14 protein-coding genes and 1 CRISPR repeat array are annotated in these 19770 nt (G+C 62.6%); of the genes, 9 read left to right on the forward strand and 5 right to left on the reverse strand.

The annotated features are described in order from the left end of the window. Positions 1-18: 18 nt before the first annotated feature. The 9 genes from cas3 to cas2e all read left to right on the forward strand — a co-directional run bounded on the left by cas3 (position 19) and on the right by cas2e (position 9615). On the forward strand, positions 19-2649 hold the full coding sequence (gene cas3, locus GYH26_RS02485) for a CRISPR-associated helicase Cas3' (RefSeq protein ID WP_161540350.1): 2631 nt from the start codon (positions 19-21) through the stop codon (positions 2647-2649). 97 nt (positions 2650-2746) lie between these two features. Then, entirely contained in the window at positions 2747-3328 is a 582-nt protein-coding gene (locus tag GYH26_RS15110) for a hypothetical protein (protein ID WP_161552300.1), read from the forward strand. 16 nt (positions 3329-3344) lie between these two features. Further along, positions 3345-4904 carry a type I-E CRISPR-associated protein Cse1/CasA gene (casA, locus tag GYH26_RS02490; protein WP_161540351.1) on the forward strand — a complete coding sequence of 520 codons (1560 nt, stop codon included), beginning with the start codon at positions 3345-3347 and terminating at the stop codon, positions 4902-4904. Beyond that, positions 4901-5440 carry a type I-E CRISPR-associated protein Cse2/CasB gene (gene casB / locus GYH26_RS02495; protein WP_161540352.1) on the forward strand — a complete coding sequence of 180 codons (540 nt, stop codon included), beginning with the start codon at positions 4901-4903 and terminating at the stop codon, positions 5438-5440. The genes casA and casB overlap by 4 nt, the downstream gene beginning before the upstream one ends. Positions 5441-5487: 47 nt before the next feature. Further along, positions 5488-6759, forward strand: coding sequence for a type I-E CRISPR-associated protein Cas7/Cse4/CasC (cas7e, locus tag GYH26_RS02500; protein WP_012842997.1), 1272 nt, complete (start codon positions 5488-5490; stop codon positions 6757-6759). After that, complete coding sequence (cas5e, locus tag GYH26_RS02505) at positions 6756-7517, forward strand: type I-E CRISPR-associated protein Cas5/CasD (RefSeq protein WP_049772336.1); 762 nt, start codon at positions 6756-6758, stop codon at positions 7515-7517. The genes cas7e and cas5e overlap by 4 nt, the downstream gene beginning before the upstream one ends. After that, positions 7507-8304, forward strand: coding sequence for a type I-E CRISPR-associated protein Cas6/Cse3/CasE (cas6e, locus tag GYH26_RS02510; RefSeq protein ID WP_012842999.1), 798 nt, complete (start codon positions 7507-7509; stop codon positions 8302-8304). Before cas5e ends, cas6e begins: the two co-directional genes overlap by 11 nt. 17 nt (positions 8305-8321) lie before the next feature. Further along, positions 8322-9215, forward strand: coding sequence for a type I-E CRISPR-associated endonuclease Cas1e (gene cas1e, locus GYH26_RS02515; protein ID WP_161540353.1), 894 nt, complete (start codon positions 8322-8324; stop codon positions 9213-9215). After that, the gene (cas2e, locus tag GYH26_RS02520) at positions 9187-9615 is read left to right on the forward strand and encodes a type I-E CRISPR-associated endoribonuclease Cas2e (RefSeq protein WP_161540354.1); all 429 of its coding nucleotides are present in this window, start codon (positions 9187-9189) and stop codon (positions 9613-9615) included. The genes cas1e and cas2e overlap by 29 nt, the downstream gene beginning before the upstream one ends. Before the next feature lie 51 nt (positions 9616-9666). After that, positions 9667-11952: direct repeats of the CRISPR family, unit length 29 nt; unit sequence GGTGTCCCCGCACCCGCGGGGATAGTCCC. A 45-nt stretch (positions 11953-11997) separates the two neighbouring features. Here cas2e and GYH26_RS02525 read toward each other — a convergent pair. From GYH26_RS02525 to GYH26_RS02545, 5 genes are read right to left on the reverse strand one after another with little or no spacing between them, the layout of a single operon-like run. Beyond that, positions 11998-12675: a hypothetical protein gene (locus tag GYH26_RS02525; RefSeq protein WP_161540355.1), complete on the reverse strand. Its 678-nt coding sequence runs from the start codon at positions 12673-12675 to the stop codon at positions 11998-12000. 4 nt (positions 12676-12679) lie between these two features. Continuing rightward, positions 12680-15112, reverse strand: a complete 2433-nt coding sequence (locus tag GYH26_RS02530) for a heavy metal translocating P-type ATPase (protein ID WP_161540356.1) — start codon at positions 15110-15112, stop codon at positions 12680-12682. A 14-nt stretch (positions 15113-15126) separates the two neighbouring features. Then, entirely contained in the window at positions 15127-15468 is a 342-nt protein-coding gene (locus GYH26_RS02535) for a P-II family nitrogen regulator (RefSeq protein WP_161540357.1), read from the reverse strand. Positions 15469-15483: 15 nt separating this feature from the next. Further along, positions 15484-18576, reverse strand: coding sequence for an efflux RND transporter permease subunit (locus GYH26_RS02540; RefSeq protein WP_161540358.1), 3093 nt, complete (start codon positions 18574-18576; stop codon positions 15484-15486). A gap of 30 nt (positions 18577-18606) precedes the next feature. Continuing rightward, entirely contained in the window at positions 18607-19770 is a 1164-nt protein-coding gene (locus GYH26_RS02545; protein WP_161540359.1) for an efflux RND transporter periplasmic adaptor subunit, read from the reverse strand.

Here is a 19770-nt window from a genome sequence, read left to right on the forward strand (position 1 = left end):
CCAATCCAGAAAAAAGCCATGGAGGGAGCCCCTTCGCCTGCTCAGTTCTGGGCCAAGCTCCGGTACACGGAGGAGCGACACCCCGAAAACATTGTGGCCTGGCATCCGCTGGTTGCCCACGCGGCCGACGTGGCGGCCGTCGTCGAGGCCTTGCTGCAACGCACGCTGCTTCGGAAACGCCTGGCCCGATTGATCGGGTGGAACGACCTGGCGGAGGTGCACGTGGCCCGACTGGCCGTGCTGGCGGCGCTGCACGATGCGGGCAAAGCCAACCACGGCTTTCAGGACCAGGCGTTCGATCCTCGCGTGCGCAGCCCGGGGCACGTGCGCCCCATCGTCGAGATCCTCTGCGCAGATGAACCGGCCCGGTGGCTGGAGCCGCTCAAAATAGGGGAAATGGCGGGATGGTTCGTGTCGGAAGAAGTGTTCTACCACTTCCTGTTGGCCACCTGGTCTCATCATGGCCGGCCGGTGCTGCCGGAAGGGGATTTCCGGGCGCACTACTGGCGCCCTAACGCGCGGCGCGATCCTCGAGCGGCCTGGCGCCGTCTGGCCGAACTGGTGCGCCTGTGGTTCCCGGCGGCTTTTGCAGACGGCGCCGAACCATTTCCCGCAGATCCACGCTTTCAGCACGCGTTCAACGGTCTATTGACACTGGCCGACTGGATCGGTTCGGACACGCGCTTCTTCCCCTATGCCGACGAGACGGCAGATCCGATGTGTCCGATCGAGCGGGCGCGGGAGGGAGCACGGCAGGCACTGCAGTCGCTGTTTCTGGACGCTGCAGGCGGGCGCAAGGCGCTGGGGGACGTGCCCGTGGGATTCCGCGGGGTGATCGAAGCCGGTACGCCCTATCCCATCCAGCAGGCCTGCTACGACCTTCCGGTGCATCCGCAGGGAAGTCTGACCATTCTCGAATCGGACACCGGTTCGGGCAAAACCGAGGCGGCCGTGGCCCGCTTTTTCCGGCTCTATCAGGAGGGGCTGGTGGATGGGATGTACTTCGCCCTGCCTACCCGCAGCGCGGCCTCGCAGATCCACCGACGCATTACCGAGATCGTGGCCCGGGTCTTTCCGGAAGCCCATCGTCCTCCGGTGGTGCTGGCCGTTCCGGGCTACCTGCGCGTGGACGAGGCGGAGGCCGTTCGCCTGCCGGACTTTCAGGTGCTGTGGGACGACGAAGCGTTGCGCTACCGCGGATGGGCGGCCGAGCATCCCAAGCGCTATCTGGCCGGTCCCATCGTGGTGGGGACGATCGATCAGGTGCTGCTCGCGGGCCTTCAGGTCAGCCATGCCCACATGCGGGCCGCCGCACTACTTCGCCATTTTCTGGTAGTCGACGAGGTGCACGCCTCGGCCCCCTACATGACGACCCTGCTGGAGCGGATCCTGGCCTTTCATCTGGCGGCGGGAGGGCACGCGCTGCTCATGTCGGCCACCCTGGGTTCCGTGGCGCGCGTGCGTTACGCGACGAAGGGCGGTACGCCACCACCGCTCGACGAGGCGGAAGGCGAGCGCTACCCGTTGCTGACGCACGTGGATGCCGGCCGCCAGAGGCTCGAGACGGTATCCGCTGCATCGTCCGGCCGGGAAAAGCCGGTGACGCTCCGTCTTGAGCCCATCGCTTCCGATCCGCAGGCCATTGCCGAACGGGCCCTGCAGCATGCCCGCGCCGGAGCGCGCGTGCTGCTCATCCGCAACCGGGTGGAAGACTGTCTGGCCGTACAGCGGGCCCTCGAGGAAGCGGCGTGCGACGATCGTTCGCTGCTGCTGACCTGCAACGGCCAGCCCGTTCCGCATCATGGCCGCTACGCTCCGGAAGATCGCCGGGCGCTGGATGCCGCCATCGAGGCGGCCTTTGGCAAAAACAGTCCGAAGCGGGGCATTGTGGCCGCCTGTACGCAGACGGTGGAGCAGAGCCTGGACATCGATGCGGACCTGTTGATCACGGACCTGTGCCCGATCGACGTGCTGCTGCAGCGGATCGGACGGCTGCATCGCCACGAGCGCCCGCGGCCGAAAGGCTACGAACAGGCCGTGTGTCTGGTGCTGACGCCGGCGGAACGAGATCTGACCCGGACCATCCAGCCCGACGGTGGGGCACGGGGACCGCACGGCCTCGGCACCGTGTATCCGGACCTGCGGGTGATCGAGGCGACCTGGCGCGTGCTCGAAGGCCAGAACCTGTGGCAGATCCCCCGCGACAACCGCCGCCTGGTAGAACGCGCCACGCATCCGGCCGTTTTGCAGCAGATCGTCCGGGAAAAAGGCGAACGCTGGGAGGCCCATCAGCGCCACATACTCGGACAGGAAGCCGCCAATCGCTATGTGCCCGAGATTACAGGACTTCATTTCGAGCGGCCGTTCGGGGCGCATCCATTCGGCCGGGACATTGCGCCGCGTACTCGGCTGGGCGACGACGACTACCGGGTCGAGCTACCGGAGCCGGTTCTGGGACCGTTCGGCTGGCCTGTCGGAACGCTACCGGTGGCTTCCTGGATGGTCGGCGACGAGCTACCGGAAGAACCGAAAGCCCGGGACGTGACTCCGTTCGACGGCGGCTTCTCCTTTGTGTTCGCCGGAAGGCGGTTCCACTACGACCGCCTGGGCCTCCGGAAAGATTTTAATGAGGCGTTGGAACTTTCCTAGATCAACAGTAATTAAAATGAACGTGACGCCAGAATGCTGGCGATAGTCCTTACTGTTGATCTAGGTTCTACCGTAGATCAACAGATTCTCCACTCCCGTGGAGGTTGAAAAAAGCGAAACCCCGCAAGCTTCAAGCTTCGGGGTTTCGCTTCTGGCGATAGGGCTAGGTAATCCTTTAATCCAAAACGGAGGTAAAGTTATGTGCATTTCTCGTCGTTCTCAAGTGGACGGTGCCGTTTTGCGAATTCTTCTACGGCACAACGGTCAGTTAGCGGTTCGCGAACTTAACGATACCGCTGGTCACTTTATCATCAACAGCAGTACTCGAATTCTGGTTCGCTATGCCAGCGGAAAGAATGGACGATGGCGCTTCACATTGAGAGAGGAAGATATAGCTACACTTCTAAATGACTATGCACAAAGTGGTCTCTTCGGTGCGTATCTGATTCTGGTTTGTGGACAAGAGGCGGTTGGTGTCCTCTCACCTGATGAGTGGTGTCAGCTGCTTGATTTGGGAGGCAATTATAAAGTCCAGACAATCACAATTTGCAGGGATGCTCGGTGCCAGATGGAAGTAACTGGTACTAGAGGACGCTTAGCATACAGGATTCCAGCCGCTCGCTTTCCCAGAATGATTCTTGGACAACGTGGTTTTAGACGTCGGCCCCAGGTAACCTGACGATTAGGGAGGAATCATGATGCGATACGCTCTTCTGGACGAACCCCTGATCCGGGTGCGGTTCAAAGACAAGACGGTGCGGGGCTGTACGTTGCCGGAGGTGATCGTGGCCCTGCTACGCGATGCGGTGCTTGGCTTCGAAGCGCTGCAACCGCACCAGCAGCAGGCCTGGCACAGCTTTCTGGTGCAGCTTGTGGCCATGGCCGTGGCGCGCATCACGGGCGATGCCTTTCCTAAAGAGGCCGCACGCTGGCGACAGGCCCTGGTGGAGCTGGCCGGCGGCGAAGAAGCGGCCTGGTATCTGGTGGTATCCGATCTCAGCCGCCCGGCCTTCATGCAGCCTCCTGTTCCGGAAGGCTCGCTGGAAGCTGCCCGTTATAAGGCCGATGTGCAGACGCCGGACCAGCTCGACGTGCTGATTACGGCAAAAAATCACGACCTGAAGGCCCGGCGCATCGTGCAGCCCCGGCCCGAACACTGGCTGTTCGCGCTGGTGACGCTCCAGACGATGGAAGGCTTTCTGGGCCGGGGCAACTATGGCATTGTGCGCATGAACGGGGGATTCGGCAATCGTCCCCTGGTGGGGCTCACCCGGGCACTTTCGCCGGGCGCCCACTTCCGCCGCGACGTGCAGGTGCTGCTCGACGCCCGCCTGTCGTTTGCCGACCGCTACGACCTCGGGGGGCACGCGCTGCTGTGGTTGCTGCCCTGGGATGGAAAGAAGCAGAGCGGCATCCCACTCGAAACCTGCGATCCATACTTCATCGAAGTGTGTCGTCGGATTCGATTCCTGGAGGAGAACGGGCACATCGTGTGCTGGCGTGCCAACACCGAAGGGCCACGTGTTGCGGCTCCGAAGGAGCTGAACGGCGTCACAGGCGATCCCTGGACGCCCGTGGAAAAGTCGGACAAACCGAAAGCGCTGACCGTAAGCGATAGTGGCTTCACGTACCGGCTGCTCCAGCAGGTCTTCCTGTCCGGCGATTACGAACCGCCTGTAGCGCTTGCCTTCCGGGAAGATGAAAAAGACGGGGTGTACCTGGTGGCCCGTACGCTCGTGCGCGGTCAGGGAAAGACCGGCGGTCTGCACTTTCGGATCGTGCCGGTGTCGCAGGCGGCGGCGCGATGGCTCTCGGGGTCCGAGGAGCGGCGCACGAAGCTGGCCCGCCGGGCCGAACAGCGCGTCCGGTTGGCAGCAGATGTGCAGCGCAAGGTGCTCTATCCGGCGCTGGCCGCGCTGCTGAGCGGTGGACGGGATGCCCGCGTGGAGTGGGAGCAGGTGACGCCCTGGATCGAAGCCTTCGATCGCGCCGTGGATGCGCAGTTCTTCGATCGTCTGTGGGCTTCCGTGGAGCAGGACGAAGAAACTGCCCGTCGCGACTGGGAACGCTTTCTGCTGACCGAAGCCCGGCGTCAGTTCGCGGTGGCCGAGCACGGTATGCCCGTGGCGTCCGCGCATCACTGGCGGGCGCGCAGCCGGGCCCATGCGATCTTCGAGGCCCGATCCCGCGAGGTATTGCCGTATGCCTTCAATGCAACCCGTTCCCTATCAACCGAACAGGAGGTCCGGTCATGAAGACGCAGATCCAGACCGAAGGGCCGTCGATCACGCGCGGCCAGGCCGTTGGTAAGGCGGCTGGATTGCTGGCCTCAGAGGCGCTCTCGTCCGGCGAGCGCGCCGAACTGCGCCGCATCGCTTTTGAGGCGCCGTTCACCGCGGCCCTGTGGAAGGTGCTGTTCTACCTGCGCGACGAAGGAGCGCCCGTGCGTATCGGCGACGAGGCGGACGAACGCTGCTGGGCTACGCTACTCATGGGCATGGCCCATTGCATTAAGCTGCACGACTATCAGGTTCCGCTCGGGCGTGCGCTGGCCGAGGCCGGATGGTCCGAGCTGCGCTTCACGCAGCTCCTTCGCGCCCGGGGACCGCAGCTTGCCGTTTTCCTGCGGAGGATGGCGCAGTACCTCTCGGCCAAAAACCAGCTGGCCAACTGGGCCGACGTGGCCGATCTGCTTTTTGAGCAGGAAGGGGCAAAGGCCGACACCGTCCGGCTGCGCATCGCCCGGGACTACTACGCCCGGCGCTATCAACAGGAACGTGAGGCCGCCTGAGGCCCGATCGATACGTCCTTTCCATCAAAACCAAACCCGTAAAAGCCATGGTATCCGCATTCGTTCAGATCCACACGCTGACGGCGTATCCCGCCGCGCTGCTCAACCGGGACGACGCCGGATTCGCCAAGCGCCTGCCCTTCGGCGGGGCTATTCGTACCCGTGTTTCGTCCCAGTGCCTGAAGTATCACTGGCGCAATTTTTCGGGCGAGCATGCCCTCTACGGACTGGATGTGCCCCGTTCGCTTCGTTCGCGCGAGACGTTCAAACGATGCATTGCCCGGCCGCTCGTCGAGGAAGGGTATCCGTTGCGGCTGGTGGTAGCCTTCGCGCTGCATCTGCAGAAGCTGATCGTTTCGGACGAGTCGTTGAGCAAAACCGATTTCAAGAAGCTGATGAGCGATGAGGTGGACGATGCGACGTTGCTGGACCAGCTCAAATCAAACCAGGTCATCATCCTGGGCCGTCCCGAAGTCGATTACCTGACTCGGCGCATCCGGGAGCGGCTGGATGCCCTGCGCGAGGTATGGGCGGATGCCGCGGCGCCGCTTTCCGACGAGCAGCTGGAACGGGTATATCAGGAGCTGCAGGCCATCGGCAAGGGGGAGCTGAAAAAGAATCTCAAAGGGCTGTATCTGGCGGCCGGGCTGGACGCAGCCCTGTTCGGGCGCATGGCGACCAGCGACGTGCTGGCCCGGGGCGATGCCGCCATCCACGTGGCGCATGCCTTCACGACGCACGCGGAAGAAAGCGAAAGCGACTACTTTACGGCGGTGGACGAACTGGTCGCGCAGGAAGGGGAAGGCGAGCTGGGCAGCGGGCACCTCAACAACCAGGAGTTGACGAGCGGCCTGTTTTATGGCTACGTGGTGGTGGACGTGCCGCTGCTGGTTTCGAACCTGGAAGGCGTGCCGCCGGCGGCCTGGCAGGAGGCCGATCGTACGCTGGCCGCCGAAGTCGTCAGGCGGTTGCTGCACCTGATCGCCACGGTCTCGCCGGGCGCCAAGCTGGGTTCGACGGCACCCCACGCTTACGCTCAGTTTATGCTGGTGGAGTGGGGCCGATCCCAGCCGCGCACCCTGGCCAACGCCTTCCACCGACCGGTATCGCTGGACGGCGAGGGCGTGCTCGTCAACAGCTACCGCGCCCTCGGCCGTTACGTCGAGCAGATGGACCGGATGTACGGCAAGCTGACGGAGCGCCGACTGGCGGCCATCGACCTGCCCGAAGCGGTGCAACGCCAGCTTCAGGTGGACACGCTCAATGCCGTGCCGGAGATTGCCGACTGGGTTGCTGAAAAAATCCAGGGAGGGGCATGATGGAAATCCTCCTGCTACGCTTCGATGCCCCGCTGATGAGCTTCGGGGCGCCCATCGTGGATCAGTATGGATTTATCCAGCCCTATCCGGCGCTTTCCATGATGACCGGCCTGCTGGCCAATGCGCTGGGCTACACGCATGCCGAGACGGCCCGCCTGGAGCGTCTGCAGGAGCGCCTCCGCTACGCCGTGCGCGAAGACCGACGCGGTCAGCAGCTGCGCGACTTTCAGACGGTGGATCTATCGCAGCCGTTTCTGCATGACGAGCGGGCCTGGACCACCCGCGGTACGCTGGAAACCCGCCAGGGCGGTACGGCCAGCCTCGGCATCCACATCCGCCTGCGCGACTACTGGGCCGACGCCGTCTATACCGTCGCGCTCACGCTTGACCCACCGGACGAGCCGCCCACGCTGGCGGATCTCGAACAGGCTCTCCGCTTTCCGGCGCGGCCGCTGTTTATCGGCCGCAAGCCCTGTCTGCCGGCTGCGCCGCTTTTTATCGGACGCGTGGAGGCGGCCGATCTGCTGGATGCGCTGCGACGGGCGCCGCTGGACGCGCGGGCCGACCGCGCTGACTTCTATCGGGTCTGGTGGGAGACGGGCCCTGACGATCCGCCGCCCGTCGAAGGCATTCGAGAAAATCTGCGGCGGCCGGTTACCGACCGGCGTGACTGGGCCAACCAGATCCACGTGGGCAGCCGCTGGATCGCCATGGGAGAACTGTCCGTCCATCCAGCCGGAGAACGTCATGAAGGATAATGCAAGCCAGGGACGAGCCGACCCGACGCCTTTTCACATGGTGCAACTCTGGCTCGACGTCCGGCGCCTTTACGAACTGGGCCGGATGCTTGATCTTTTCCGGGCGCGCCGGCCGGTGAGCCTGTCCTACCTGGTGCACTGCGCCCTGGGCGAACTCTTCCAGGCGCAGGCCCCGCGGCCGTTTGCCGTCGAGGGGGAAAATCGGCGGGGACCCTGGGTCCGGGTACTCGGCTATGCGGATGTGCCGTGGGAGACGCTGCAGGAGCTTGCCCGGGGGTTTGCCAGCCCGGCCGTTTATGCCATCTGCGGCTGGGATCGTGGCGCTTCGAAGCCGATGCCCACGGAGATCCCGCGCGGAATGCGGCTGGCCTTCAGCGTACGGGTCTGCCCGGTGGTGCGCAAGGCCTCGGCCGGGCAATCGCCCCGGGGGCGGCGCTGGCAGAAAGGTCAGGAACTGGACGTCTTCCTCGATGCGGCCTGGAGCCAACCCGAGGCTGTGCTGGATCGCGAGGCCGTCTATGCGGAATGGCTTCGCCGTCAGATGGCCCGCCCTGAAAAAGGAGGCGCCCGGGTGGAGACCGTTCGCATGACGCGGTTTTCCATCGAACGAATGACGCGCCGGACGAACGGTTCGTCGCGTTCGGTCACGGTCATCCAGCGTCCGGACGTAACCCTCGAAGGGGTGCTGACCGTCACCGACAGTGCCGCGTTCATGCGAATGCTCCGCCGGGGCGTCGGACGCCACACCAGCTTCGGCTACGGCATGCTCAAGCTCCGCCGGGCCTGAAGAGGAGAAATGCGCTCATGGTTTTCAAAGGACGCCTCGGACTCGAATCGGCGCGGGTGCCGCAGGCCGACCGGCACGGACTGCTGTGGCTGGAGCGGGGCCGCCTGAGCGCCGAAGACGGAACGCTGGTGTTCACCACGGCCGGTACCGATCGGCTGGCCGCCGGCACCTACGACATTCCGCTGCAGCAGGTCTCCAACATCCTGCTCGGACCGGGCACCGTCGTCAGCCACGATGCGCTGCGCCTGCTGGCCCGTCAGCAGACCGGGTTGCTGGCGGTCGGCTCCGGTGGGGTACGGCTTTATGCCGTCAGCATGCCGTTTGGCCCCGACCGTTCGGAGCGAGCACGTCGGCATGCCCGTCTCTGGGCCGACGAAACGCGTCGGCTGGAGGTGGCCCGTGCCATGTACGCCATTCGGCTGGGCGGAGCGTTGCCACCGTACATTCAGGATCTGGACACGCTGCGCGGAATCGAAGGGGCACGCGTCAAAGAAAGCTATCGGCAGCTTGCGCGGCAGTTCGGCATTGACTGGCGGGGCCGTCGGTACGATCGCCAGCATCCTGAACTCAACGATCTGGTCAACAACGCGATCAACCATGCAGCCGTTGCCGTTTACGCGGCCGCCCGGATTGCCGTGGCCGTAACCGGCACCATCCCACAGCTCGGCTTCATCCATGAGGCCTCCGGCCATGCCTTTGCGCTGGACATTGCCGATCTGTTTCGAACCACGGTCACCGTACCGGTGGCCTTTCGTGCGGTGCGGCAGTTCATCACGGAGGGCGGGCGCGACATCGAATCGGTGACCCGGACGCTGGCCGGGCGCACGCTGCGGGACGAGGAGGTCATTCCACGCATGATTGACTACATCAAGGAACTGATCGATGGCCATGACGATCGCCGTGACCCGTAACACGCCTGGCCGCTTTCGGGGCTTTCTGGCTTCCTGCATGCTGGAAATAGCACCGGGCGTGTATGTGGCGCCCCGGATGCCCCGGGATGTGCGTGAGCGGGTCTGGCAGGTCCTGCTGTCCTGGGCCGAGTTGATTCCGCCAGATGGGGGTGTGGTGCTGCTCTGGCGCAATCGCAAAGCGCCTTCTGGTCTGGATATGCGGCTATTGGGCTGGCCCAAAAAGGAGCTGGTGGAGTACGAAGGATTGTGGCTGGCGTGGCGTGGGTTGACGGCGGCGCACGACGTGGAGGAGCTTGCTCGACTGGTGGAGGCCGAGGAGCCGCCGCTTGAGGCGGGAGATCCGATCCTGCGGCTGGTGGAAAGACCGGACCTGGACGAAGAGGAGGGATCGTCTCTCTAATCAATCCTTAATTGTCCTTTTTTTGCCGCGGTTATGCCATAATGGCATAGAGGTGTCCCCGCACCCGCGGGGATAGTCCCCGCCTTCCTCCACCCCGTTGACGAGCGCCTCGGGTGTCCCCGCACCCGCGGGGATAGTCCTTCGGTTCGGCTATCACTTCAGCTGACAAGCGGGGTGTCCCCGCACCCGCGGGGATAGTCCCTCCCGGTAACCGCCGCGATAGTAACGCTTCCTGGTGTCCCCGCACCCGCGGGGATAGTCCCGTGAGCCGCCAGGGCGAAGTGCCCTGGCGCTTGGTGTCCCCGCACCCGCGGGGATAGTCCCTGCTCGGCCGGATGCGGAACGACAACGGGCGGGGTGTCCCCGCACCCGCGGGGATAGTCCCTTCTCACTTGTGATCACCGACGTTTTGCCGGGGGTGTCCCCGCACCCGCGGGGATAGTCCTATCCCCGCTGTCGGCGCGCAATTCATCTGAGTGGTGTCCCCGCACCCGCGGGGATAGTCCCTGCGCCGCCGGTGGTCGATCGGAGACGGCCAGGGTGTCCCCGCACCCGCGGGGATAGTCCCTCATCTTTCACGGCCGGTTGCGGATCGGCCGGGGTGTCCCCGCACCCGCGGGGATAGTCCCGGCACGGAGATCACGCAGACGTCCACCAAGCTGGTGTCCCCGCACCCGCGGGGATAGTCCCAAAGCCACTGGCTCGCTCTGGGTGACGATCCAGGTGTCCCCGCACCCGCGGGGATAGTCCCTTAGTCCGAATCTAAATAACCGTTGCGGAAATGGTGTCCCCGCACCCGCGGGGATAGTCCCTTGTCGAGCGGATCGGTCTCAACGTAGGTGGCGGTGTCCCCGCACCCGCGGGGATAGTCCCCGCCGTCTCACCGGCGACGATGCGCCGGGCCGGGTGTCCCCGCACCCGCGGGGATAGTCCCCGGCGGCGCGGGTGATCCACTGCTCCCCCGGAGGTGTCCCCGCACCCGCGGGGATAGTCCCTTGAGTTTCACCGCCGACTCTTTCCGTTCGGCGGTGTCCCCGCACCCGCGGGGATAGTCCCAACCCGGCCGCGTCACTCGGAAGGGCGCGGAAGGTGTCCCCGCACCCGCGGGGATAGTCCCCAAGTGCTTTCCGCCGGAAGTGTTGGGGCGGCGGTGTCCCCGCACCCGCGGGGATAGTCCTTGTGATGTTGTTCCGCCCAAGCCGCTGCAGCCGGTGTCCCCGCACCCGCGGGGATAGTCCCAAACGGTGGCAAGAGTATTGCACCGGAGAGGAGGTGTCCCCGCACCCGCGGGGATAGTCCCAAAACGGAGGCGGAACCGTGAAGGTCGTAGCAGGTGTCCCCGCACCCGCGGGGATAGTCCTCTCACCAGCACAAGGAGTGATGCCGTCTGAAAGGTGTCCCCGCACCCGCGGGGATAGTCCTTTTTGCGGGTGACGGCACCGCCTACGATATTGGGTGTCCCCGCACCCGCGGGGATAGTCCTTCACAAAATCTTTACACGTCCGTGCGGGTCCCGGTGTCCCCGCACCCGCGGGGATAGTCCCAACCCGGCCGCGTCACTCGGAAGGGCGCGGAAGGTGTCCCCGCACCCGCGGGGATAGTCCCCAAGTGCTTTCCGCCGGAAGTGTTGGGGCGGCGGTGTCCCCGCACCCGCGGGGATAGTCCTTGTGATGTTGTTCCGCCCAAGCCGCTGCAGCCGGTGTCCCCGCACCCGCGGGGATAGTCCCAAACGGTGGCAAGAGTATTGCACCGGAGAGGAGGTGTCCCCGCACCCGCGGGGATAGTCCCAAAACGGAGGCGGAACCGTGAAGGTCGTAGCAGGTGTCCCCGCACCCGCGGGGATAGTCCCCTGACCGTGCCCCTGGACCGAGAGGACTACGAGGTGTCCCCGCACCCGCGGGGATAGTCCCCGATCTGGCTCCGGCGCCCGAGCGGCTTCAAGGGTGTCCCCGCACCCGCGGGGATAGTCCCTTCCCGCGCTTCCTACCACAGGCTTCGTCACGGGTGTCCCCGCACCCGCGGGGATAGTCCTCAGAGCCATCTTCGCCTACTGTTTTGTTGGTGGGTGTCCCCGCACCCGCGGGGATAGTCCCAAGCAGGCTGTTTACAGGCAATACTTGAAGGCGGTGTCCCCGCACCCGCGGGGATAGTCCTCATTCAGGATATCATAAAATCCACCTATGACTGGTGTCCCCGCACCCGCGGGGATAGTCCTTACCTTCAATCGGCACCCTTCTTTTGGACGCCGGTGTCCCCGCACCCGCGGGGATAGTCCCTTTCTGGAGCACGACGAGCTGCTCGGCGAGCGGGTGTCCCCGCACCCGCGGGGATAGTCCCGACGGAGGAGTATGAAGAGCGCCGACGTGTGCTGGAGCGGGATCGTCAGGGATTCTGACGTTGGGCGCGCCGTTCAACCAGCATGCCGACGAGCGGAGGCACCCAGCAGAGGTTGGCCGCAATGGTCTCCAGTGCGGTATACACCTGTGTTGTGGGACTGAAGCCCAGCAGGCGTGCGCCCAGCAGACCTACGGGCACCAGGAGAATCACCAGGAGACTGGAGAGCATGACAGGATGGGTAAAGTAGGTGCTCAGGGTCTCTCTGGTAGAACCCGTACGTCGCCGTAGATACACGAAGCCGGCAATGTTGGCACCAAGCTGATCGCTCATGGCATAGAAAAAAGGAATGTAAAACCCCTCAACGCCATATACATCTATCCCTGCCGCACGACTTCCCCAGTCAATGATCCAGGGTACGACCATGCCTATCGCTTTGCCCCATCCATAGGCCTGCGCCATGGAGAAGGCCTGCTGTTGCAGGCGTTTCTTCAGGGCAAAGAGGCCTTCAAAGATGCTTTCGCCCTCGCCGGCCAGCGTGCGCACAATCCACTGACCGACGGCGCTTCGCTCCATGCCCTGGACGTCAAAGAACCAGCCCACCACCAGGCTGAGGACATATCCCGGCACGGTATAACGGAGGAGTTCATCAAACTCCTCGCCTTCCAGGAGTTCTTCAAGTTCTTCTTCCTGGATCTCTTTTTCGTGTTGCCGTTTATCGGACATGGGATTAGGCAGGTTGGTAGGTAAATCTAAGCAAACGAAGGGCATTGAAGACGACGACCAGCGTTGAGCCCTCGTGAAATACGACCGCAAGGCTTAGCTGAAGTCCCAGCAAAGCTGCGGGAATGAGGATGGCCACCATGCCCAGGCTGACCCAGAGGTTCTGTTGGATGATGCGCCGCGTCTTCAGGCTGAGGGCGCGGGCAAAGGGGAGTCCGGTCAGGGAGTTGGCCATCAGCGCGATGTCGGCCGTCTCAAGGGCCAGATCGGAGCCTGCCGCCCCCATGGCAATGCCCACATCGGCCTGCGCGAGCGCCGGGGCATCGTTGATGCCGTCGCCCACCATGGCCACCGGTGGAGTCTCCGCGCGAAGGCGCCGTATGGCCTTTACCTTATCCTCGGGGAGCAGATTGCCCCAGGCCTCCTCGATGCCGACCTGCCGGGCAATGGCCTGGGCTACCCGCTGGTTGTCTCCCGAGATCAGGATCATCCGCTGAATGCCCAGGGCGCGAAGCTCCTGAATGACCGAGGGAGCCTCGGGACGCGGGTTGTCCCGCAGAGCCACGATGCCGAGAAAGCGGTCTCCCCGGTAGACCAGCATGGTGGTTTTACCGTCCTGCTCCAGGGCGGCAAGCTGCCGTTGCAGGGATTCAGGTACAGGAATCTGCTCGCGCTCAAACAGGCGAAGGTTTCCGATAAGTACCCGCTCTCCTTCCATATATCCGCGGATGCCGTGTCCGGGGATGGTTTCCACCTCTTCGGGATCCGGAAGGGAAGATAGCGTCATCTGCTGCTCAATATACTGTACGACCGCCTCAGCCAGCGGGTGATCGGAAAGCCGTTCCACGGCCAGCAGGGTCTCAAAGAGGCGTTCTTTGAGGGAGTCCTCGGTGGGCAGAATGTCGGTGACCTGTGGTTGGCCCATGGTGAGGGTGCCTGTCTTGTCGAAGGCCATGGCCCGTACGAGCGCCAGCGTTTCAAGAGGTGCGCCTCCTTTGACCAGGACGCCAAGCTGAGCCGCCCGGGCAATGCCACTGAGAATGGCGCTGGGAGTGGATATGGCCAGCGCACACGGACTGGCCGCCACCAGGATGGCCATGGCACGGTAGAATGCCAGCTCCACCGGCCAGCCGATGAGTCCGATGCCTCCAATGAACACAAGGACATCGAAGGCGAGGACGGCAGGCACAAAGATACGCTCAAAACGTTCGGTGAAGCGCTGGGTGGGCGATTTGGCCGTCTCTGCCTCCATAACCAGTTGGACCAGTCGGGCAATGGTGGAATCCTGACTTCTGCGGGCCACGAGAATTACCAGCGTGCCATTGCCGTTAATGGTGCCCGCGAAGACGCGGTAGGTATCTGAGAGACGCTCCCACTGCTTGAGCGCGGCATCGGGCTGGGGGTGCGGCTGTTTGTCTACCGGAATGCTTTCCCCGGTCACCGGGGCCTGGTTGACGCTACTCTGACCTTCCATCACGATGCCGTCGACGGGGATGCGTTCTCCGGGGCGTACCACGACCACATCCCCCACCTGCAGGGCTTCGACGGGGACTTCTTTCAGGGTGCCGTTTTCCTTGCGTAGCGCCGTACGGGGCATGAGTTCGCTCAGGGAACGAATGGCCCGCTGGGCGCGCCCCATGGCGTAATGTTCCAGGGCATGGCCCAGACTGAACAGGAAAAGAAGAAAGGCACCCTCGGCCCAGTGGCCCAGCACGGCGGCTCCGGCAGCGGCGGCCAGCATGAGAAAGTCAATGTTCAGCCGCCGCTGTTTCAGGCTCTCCAGGGTCTCGATGACGGTGTAGTAGCCGCCAAAGAAATAGGCGGCAAGGTAACTGATGCGGCTTAGAAGCGGCGGGAAACCCAGCCAGGTGGCGCCTACCCAGCCCAATACCAGGAAGAAGCCTGCAAGAAGGGCAAAGATAAGCTCCGTACGCTCGCCAAAGACTCCCCCGTGGGCATGTTCCTCTTCTTTCTCGTGCGGGTGTGGGAGGGATGTTTCCCGGGGTACAAGCCCTAACCGGTTGAGCAGGGTGCGGATATCCGCTTCGGTAAGTTGTTGGCGATCGTACTCAATCCGTACGATACCGGCGGGACTTACCTGCACATCCAGGATGCCCGGCTTGTGTTGGAGCTGGTGTTCCAGTCGCTGGGCGTGACGTACGTTTCGGATGCCGGAGACCGGCAGGATGAGATGCCCGTAGGCCTCCGTGAGGCGGGCGCCTGTCTGGCGTACCCAGCGCCGGATATCCTCCAGGCGCACCTGTTCGGGATCGTAGTGGACGCACAGACGGGCAGGTGTCCCATTCTCCGGAGGGAGCACGTGCACCCGCTCAATACCCGGTTTGGCAGAAAGGGCTTCGATGAGCCGCTGTACACAGGGGTCACGTTCGTCCGGGATCTCCGGAAGGATGATGGGGAGTTCTATGCGAATCTTGGCCATGCCACCTCCTTGGATTATACGGCAGAAGGTCCACGTTCCCCCGTTGAGATACGTATGGCATCTTCTACGGGATAGATGTAGATCTTGCCATCGCCCCGTAAGCCGGTGTGGGCCTTTTCCTGAATAATCTGGACGACCTCTTCAACCAGCTCGTCCAGGCAAACAATCTCTAATTTGACCCCGGGTACGTAGTCCACGAGATCTTCGACGATGCGATGGGGTTCATTCTCGGCCCTGCCGCGGCCGAATCCGCGGGTATCGATAACCGTGACGCCGGTGAGGGTGTCCAGCTTGCGTAGTGCGAGGGTTACGGCACTGAGCTTGTGGCGTTTGATGTAGGCGTGTATGGCTTTCATGGTGCTTGGGGTGGTTTAGAGAGCTTCGGGTTCAATGGCGAACCACTTGTAGAGTGCAGGGAGAACCAGCAGGGTCAGGATCGTGGACGTAACGAGTCCGCCGATGACGACCGTAGCCAGCGGGCGCTGCACTTCGCTCCCGGTCCCGGTGGCCAGCAGCGGGATCAGGCCCAGGGAGGTGGTAAGGGCCGTCATAAGTACCGGACGCAGACGAAGCAGTGCGCCTTCAATGGAGGCCTCATCTATCGGGATGCCGTCGCGAACGAGCTTGTTCAGGTAGGTAACCAGTACCATACCATTTTCCAGGGCAATACCGAAAAGGGCAATGAACCCCACCGAGGCGGGCACGGAGAGGTTCTGCCCGGTCAGTGCCAGGGCCACAATGCCTCCCACGAGGGCCAGCGGAATATTCAGCAGAATAAGAAGCGAGTTCTTGAGCGAATTAAAGCTGGAGTAGAGCAGGATAAAGATCAGCAGCAGCGTGATAGGTATGACGACCATCAGCCGCTTGTTGGCCTCCTGCTGCAGGCGGAACTGGCCGCCCCACGTTACATAGTACCCCGGCGGCAGATCAACCTGTGCGTCGATGGCCTGCTGGGCTTCCTGAACGAAGGTGCCGATATCGCGGCCGACCACGTTTGCCTGAATGGTGATAAACCGCTGGTTGTTCTCACGGGTAATCTGCCGGGGGCCCACAATTTCCTCAATGAGGGCGACTTCTTCCAGGGGAATGCGCAGACGCTCGTTCTCGGGAGAGGGAATAAGCAGATTCCGCACGTCCTCCACCGTCGTGCGATGTTCGGGGGTATACCGCACGTAGATATCAAACCGCCGCACGCCTTCGAAGATCTGCCCGGCTTCTTCACCGCCAATGGCCGCACGTACCGTGCGCTGCACATCCTCTACGTTCAGCCCGTAGCGGGCGATGGCCTCACGGTCCACACGGATGCGGAGCTGAGGTTTTCCGGCAATCTGGTCCGGCTGTACGTCGGCCGCGCCTCGTACCCGCTGGACCACCGCGGCGATTTCGTCAGCTTTTTCTTTGAGGGTTTGAAGATCCTCGCCAAAGAGTTTGATGGCCAGTTCGGCGCGTACGCCTTCCAGGAGTTCATCCACCGTCATCTGGATGGGCTGGGTGAAGTTGGTCAGTACCCCCGGAATTTCTCCGAGCGATTGCCGTATGAGCACTTCCAGTTCTTCCTGCGTATCCACACGCCACTCGTCACGGGGTTTGAGCAAGATGTACATCTCGGCGCTGTTGATGGGGTCGGTATGGGCGCCCACTTCACCTCGCCCGATGCGTGTAACCGTACCGGTTACCTCAGGGATCTGCATCACCTTACGCTCTACCCGGAGGGCCATTTCTTTGGCCGCCTCCAGGGAAATGGAAGGCGCCATGGTGAGCCGGAGGACCATGGTCCCTTCCTGCAGGGTAGGGGTAAATTCCGAGCCCAGGAAGGGAAAAACGGAAGCTCCTACGACCAGCAATCCAGCGGCAAGCATCACGGCCTTTTTGCGGTGATGGACGAAGTAGGTTACCACGGGACGATAGGCCTCCATCATGCGCGTGAGGATACGCTCGGCAAGCGGAGGGCGCGTGCGCTCCTTTCGTGGACGTTTCATGAGCAAACTGGAGAGGGTGGGGGCCAGCAAGAGCGCAAAGAGGAGGGAGCCGAACATGGCCATGGCCGTCGTGTAGGCCAGCGGGCGAAACGTCTTACCCTCGACGCCCTGCAGGGTAAACAGCGGAAGAAATACGATCACGATGATGGAGATGGCAAAGACGATGGGCCGTGCCACTTCCATACAGGCCCGGGCAATCACGTGCAGACGGGGTTCATCGGGATCGGCGGTGCGGAGCAGACGGTCGACGTTTTCAATCATGACAATGGTGCCGTCGACCATCATACCGATGGCAATGGCCAGGCCGCCCAGCGACATGAGGTTGGCCGATATACCGAAGTGTTTCATGCCCAGTGTGGCAAACAGGACAGAAAAGGGAATGGAGAGGGCAACCACCACACTGGGACGCCAGCTTCCCAGGAAGGCCACCAGTACCAGAATAACCAGCAGAATCCCCTGAATCAGCGCACTGGTTACCGTATGAACGGCGGCCTGTACCAGGGTCTTCTGCTCGTAGTAGGGCACGATACGGACCCCCTCCGGAAGCATTTTGTTGATTTCTGCCAGTCGCTGTTCTACCCGCCCGATAACCGTGGAAGCATTGCTCCCGTAGAGTTTAATCACCATGCCCGCAACCACTTCCCCGAGACCGTTGCGGGTCTGCACCCCGCGGCGAATGGCCCCTCCGATGCGTACATCGGCCACATCGTGGAGGTAGATGGGGGTGCCGTCAACCGTCTTGATGACGATGTTTCTGAGATCGTTCACCCCGGTGGCCAGCCCCACCGACCGGACGATGAATTCTTCATCGTTCTTTTCAAGGAACTGGGCCCCAACGTTCAGATTGTTGGCTTCAATGCGCTCAATAATCTCGTTGATGGTCAGATTGTATTTGAGAAGGGCTTCGGGATCCACGTTCACGTGGAACTGTTTCTCAAACCCCCCGATACCCAACACTTCGGTAACGCCCGGGACGGTCTGCAGGTGGTATTTGATCAGCCAGTCCTGAATGGTACGCAGCTCCGTAAGGGAGTACTTTCCCGTGGTGTCGTCCAGGTAGTAAAACAGGATGAGGCCCATGCCGGTGGAAATAGGACCGAGCTGGGGCGTACCAAAGCCCTCGGGAATCTCGGCACGCACTTCCTGCAGGCGTTCGTTGACCAGCTGCCGGGCAAAGTAGATATCCGTACCATCTTTGAAGTAAATGTTGACGACCGACAGGCCGAAGTTGGAGATGGAACGGATGCGTTCCACGTCTGGCAGGCCGTTCATGGCGGCCTCGATGGGATAGGTTACGTATTGCTCTACTTCCTGTGGGGCAAGCCCTTCCGTAACGGTAAATACCTGGACCAGGGAAGGAGAGACATCCGGAAAGGCATCGACGGGCAGCGTGGTATAGCTGTAGTAACCCGCCCCCATGATAAGGGCGCCCAGCACGAGCATGAGCAGGCGGTTACGGAGCGTAAATTGAATCAGCTTGTTCATGGCAGTTTCTCAGTCGTTTAGCGGGGACTCTTAATGACCGTGGCCTTCTTCCATCTCGCTTTTCTCCAGTTCGGCACGTAAGACAAACCCACCCTTTCGTACATACACATCCCCGGGGCGCAGGCCACCCGTAAGCTGTACCAAGGTGTCGTTTTCCAGGCCTATGGTTACCGGTACGGGTTTGAATCCCTCGCCGGTATACACGAACACGACCGGCTGCTCATTCATGTAGAGGATAGCCGTCTTGGGTACCACAATGTCCGCCTGAATGCTACCCACCTCGATCTGGCCCGTCACGAACGTTCCGGGTTTGTACAGTCCCTCCGGATTACGTACGACGGCCCGGGCAATGGCTGTGCGGGTCTCCTCGCCCAGGATGGGACGCACAAAACGAATGCGCGTCTTGATAACGGGAAGCCCATGACCCAGTTGAATGGTTACGGGCTGACCGGCCTGTATCCTCGGGAGATCGCGGGGATACACACTCAGGTCAATCCACACGGTCCGGAGATCGGCAATGGTGAAGGCCACATCGTTGGCCTCAAGCGCTTCCCCGAGGGCAAGATGCCGGTCGACGACAATGCCGGAGAGGGGGGCTCGCAGTTCGTACCTTGCCAGTTGTTCTTCCGGAAGCTGCGGAAGGCTATCGACATACGCCTGCGAAAAGCCCAGGGCCAGGAGTTTCTGCCGTGCAATCTGCAGTTCAATGGTGGCTTCGGCCAGTTGCTGCTGGGCTTCCAGGTATTCCTGCTCGGATGCGATATTCTGCCTGAAGAGCCGGGCTTCACGTTCGGCATTGGCGCGGGCAAGCTTGTAGCGTTCCAGTGCCGCAAGGTAGGCTCCCTGTAGTTCGGCCAGTTCCCTGCTTTCAAGCAGGGCCATGCGTGCCCCCTGCTGAACCCGGTCGCCCACCGTGTAAAAAGCCTGCTGCACGATACCGGGTACACGGGGGACTACATGCACGAGCCGGTCTTCGTTGACCTTGATCTCGCCGGGTAACGCCACCGTTACGGTGATCGTGCCGGCGCGGGCCGTATCCAGAACCACCCCGTAGTCCTGAAGGACTTCAAGGGGCAGCGTTACCATTTCTTCGGCATGTTCGGTCGCTGGGGTGGGGGAGGTTTCGGGTTCATCGCCACATCCGGTCAGGAAGGCGATGGTGAGTACGATGAGGAGTGCAGGGTACCGGTTCAT

The organism is Rhodothermus marinus (assembly GCF_009936275.1).
GTDB classification, from domain to species: Bacteria; Bacteroidota; Rhodothermia; order Rhodothermales; family Rhodothermaceae; genus Rhodothermus; species Rhodothermus marinus_A.

Bases quoted from the DNA above. Each gene is read 5' to 3' on its own strand.
- cas3 (WP_161540350.1), top strand. From the start codon at position 19: ATGGAGGGAGCCCCTTCGCCTGCTCAGTTCTGGGCCAAGCTCCGGTAC.
- casA (WP_161540351.1), top strand. From the start codon at position 3,345: ATGATGCGATACGCTCTTCTGGACGAACCCCTGATCCGGGTGCGGTTC.
- casB (WP_161540352.1), top strand. From the start codon at position 4,901: ATGAAGACGCAGATCCAGACCGAAGGGCCGTCGATCACGCGCGGCCAG.
- cas7e (WP_012842997.1), top strand. From the start codon at position 5,488: ATGGTATCCGCATTCGTTCAGATCCACACGCTGACGGCGTATCCCGCC.
- cas5e (WP_049772336.1), top strand. From the start codon at position 6,756: ATGATGGAAATCCTCCTGCTACGCTTCGATGCCCCGCTGATGAGCTTC.
- cas6e (WP_012842999.1), top strand. From the start codon at position 7,507: ATGAAGGATAATGCAAGCCAGGGACGAGCCGACCCGACGCCTTTTCAC.
- cas1e (WP_161540353.1), top strand. From the start codon at position 8,322: ATGGTTTTCAAAGGACGCCTCGGACTCGAATCGGCGCGGGTGCCGCAG.
- cas2e (WP_161540354.1), top strand. From the start codon at position 9,187: ATGGCCATGACGATCGCCGTGACCCGTAACACGCCTGGCCGCTTTCGG.
- GYH26_RS02525 (WP_161540355.1), bottom strand. From the start codon at position 12,675: ATGTCCGATAAACGGCAACACGAAAAAGAGATCCAGGAAGAAGAACTT.
- GYH26_RS02530 (WP_161540356.1), bottom strand. From the start codon at position 15,112: ATGGCCAAGATTCGCATAGAACTCCCCATCATCCTTCCGGAGATCCCG.
- GYH26_RS02535 (WP_161540357.1), bottom strand. From the start codon at position 15,468: ATGAAAGCCATACACGCCTACATCAAACGCCACAAGCTCAGTGCCGTA.
- GYH26_RS02540 (WP_161540358.1), bottom strand. From the start codon at position 18,576: ATGAACAAGCTGATTCAATTTACGCTCCGTAACCGCCTGCTCATGCTC.
- GYH26_RS02545 (WP_161540359.1), bottom strand. From the start codon at position 19,770: ATGAACCGGTACCCTGCACTCCTCATCGTACTCACCATCGCCTTCCTG.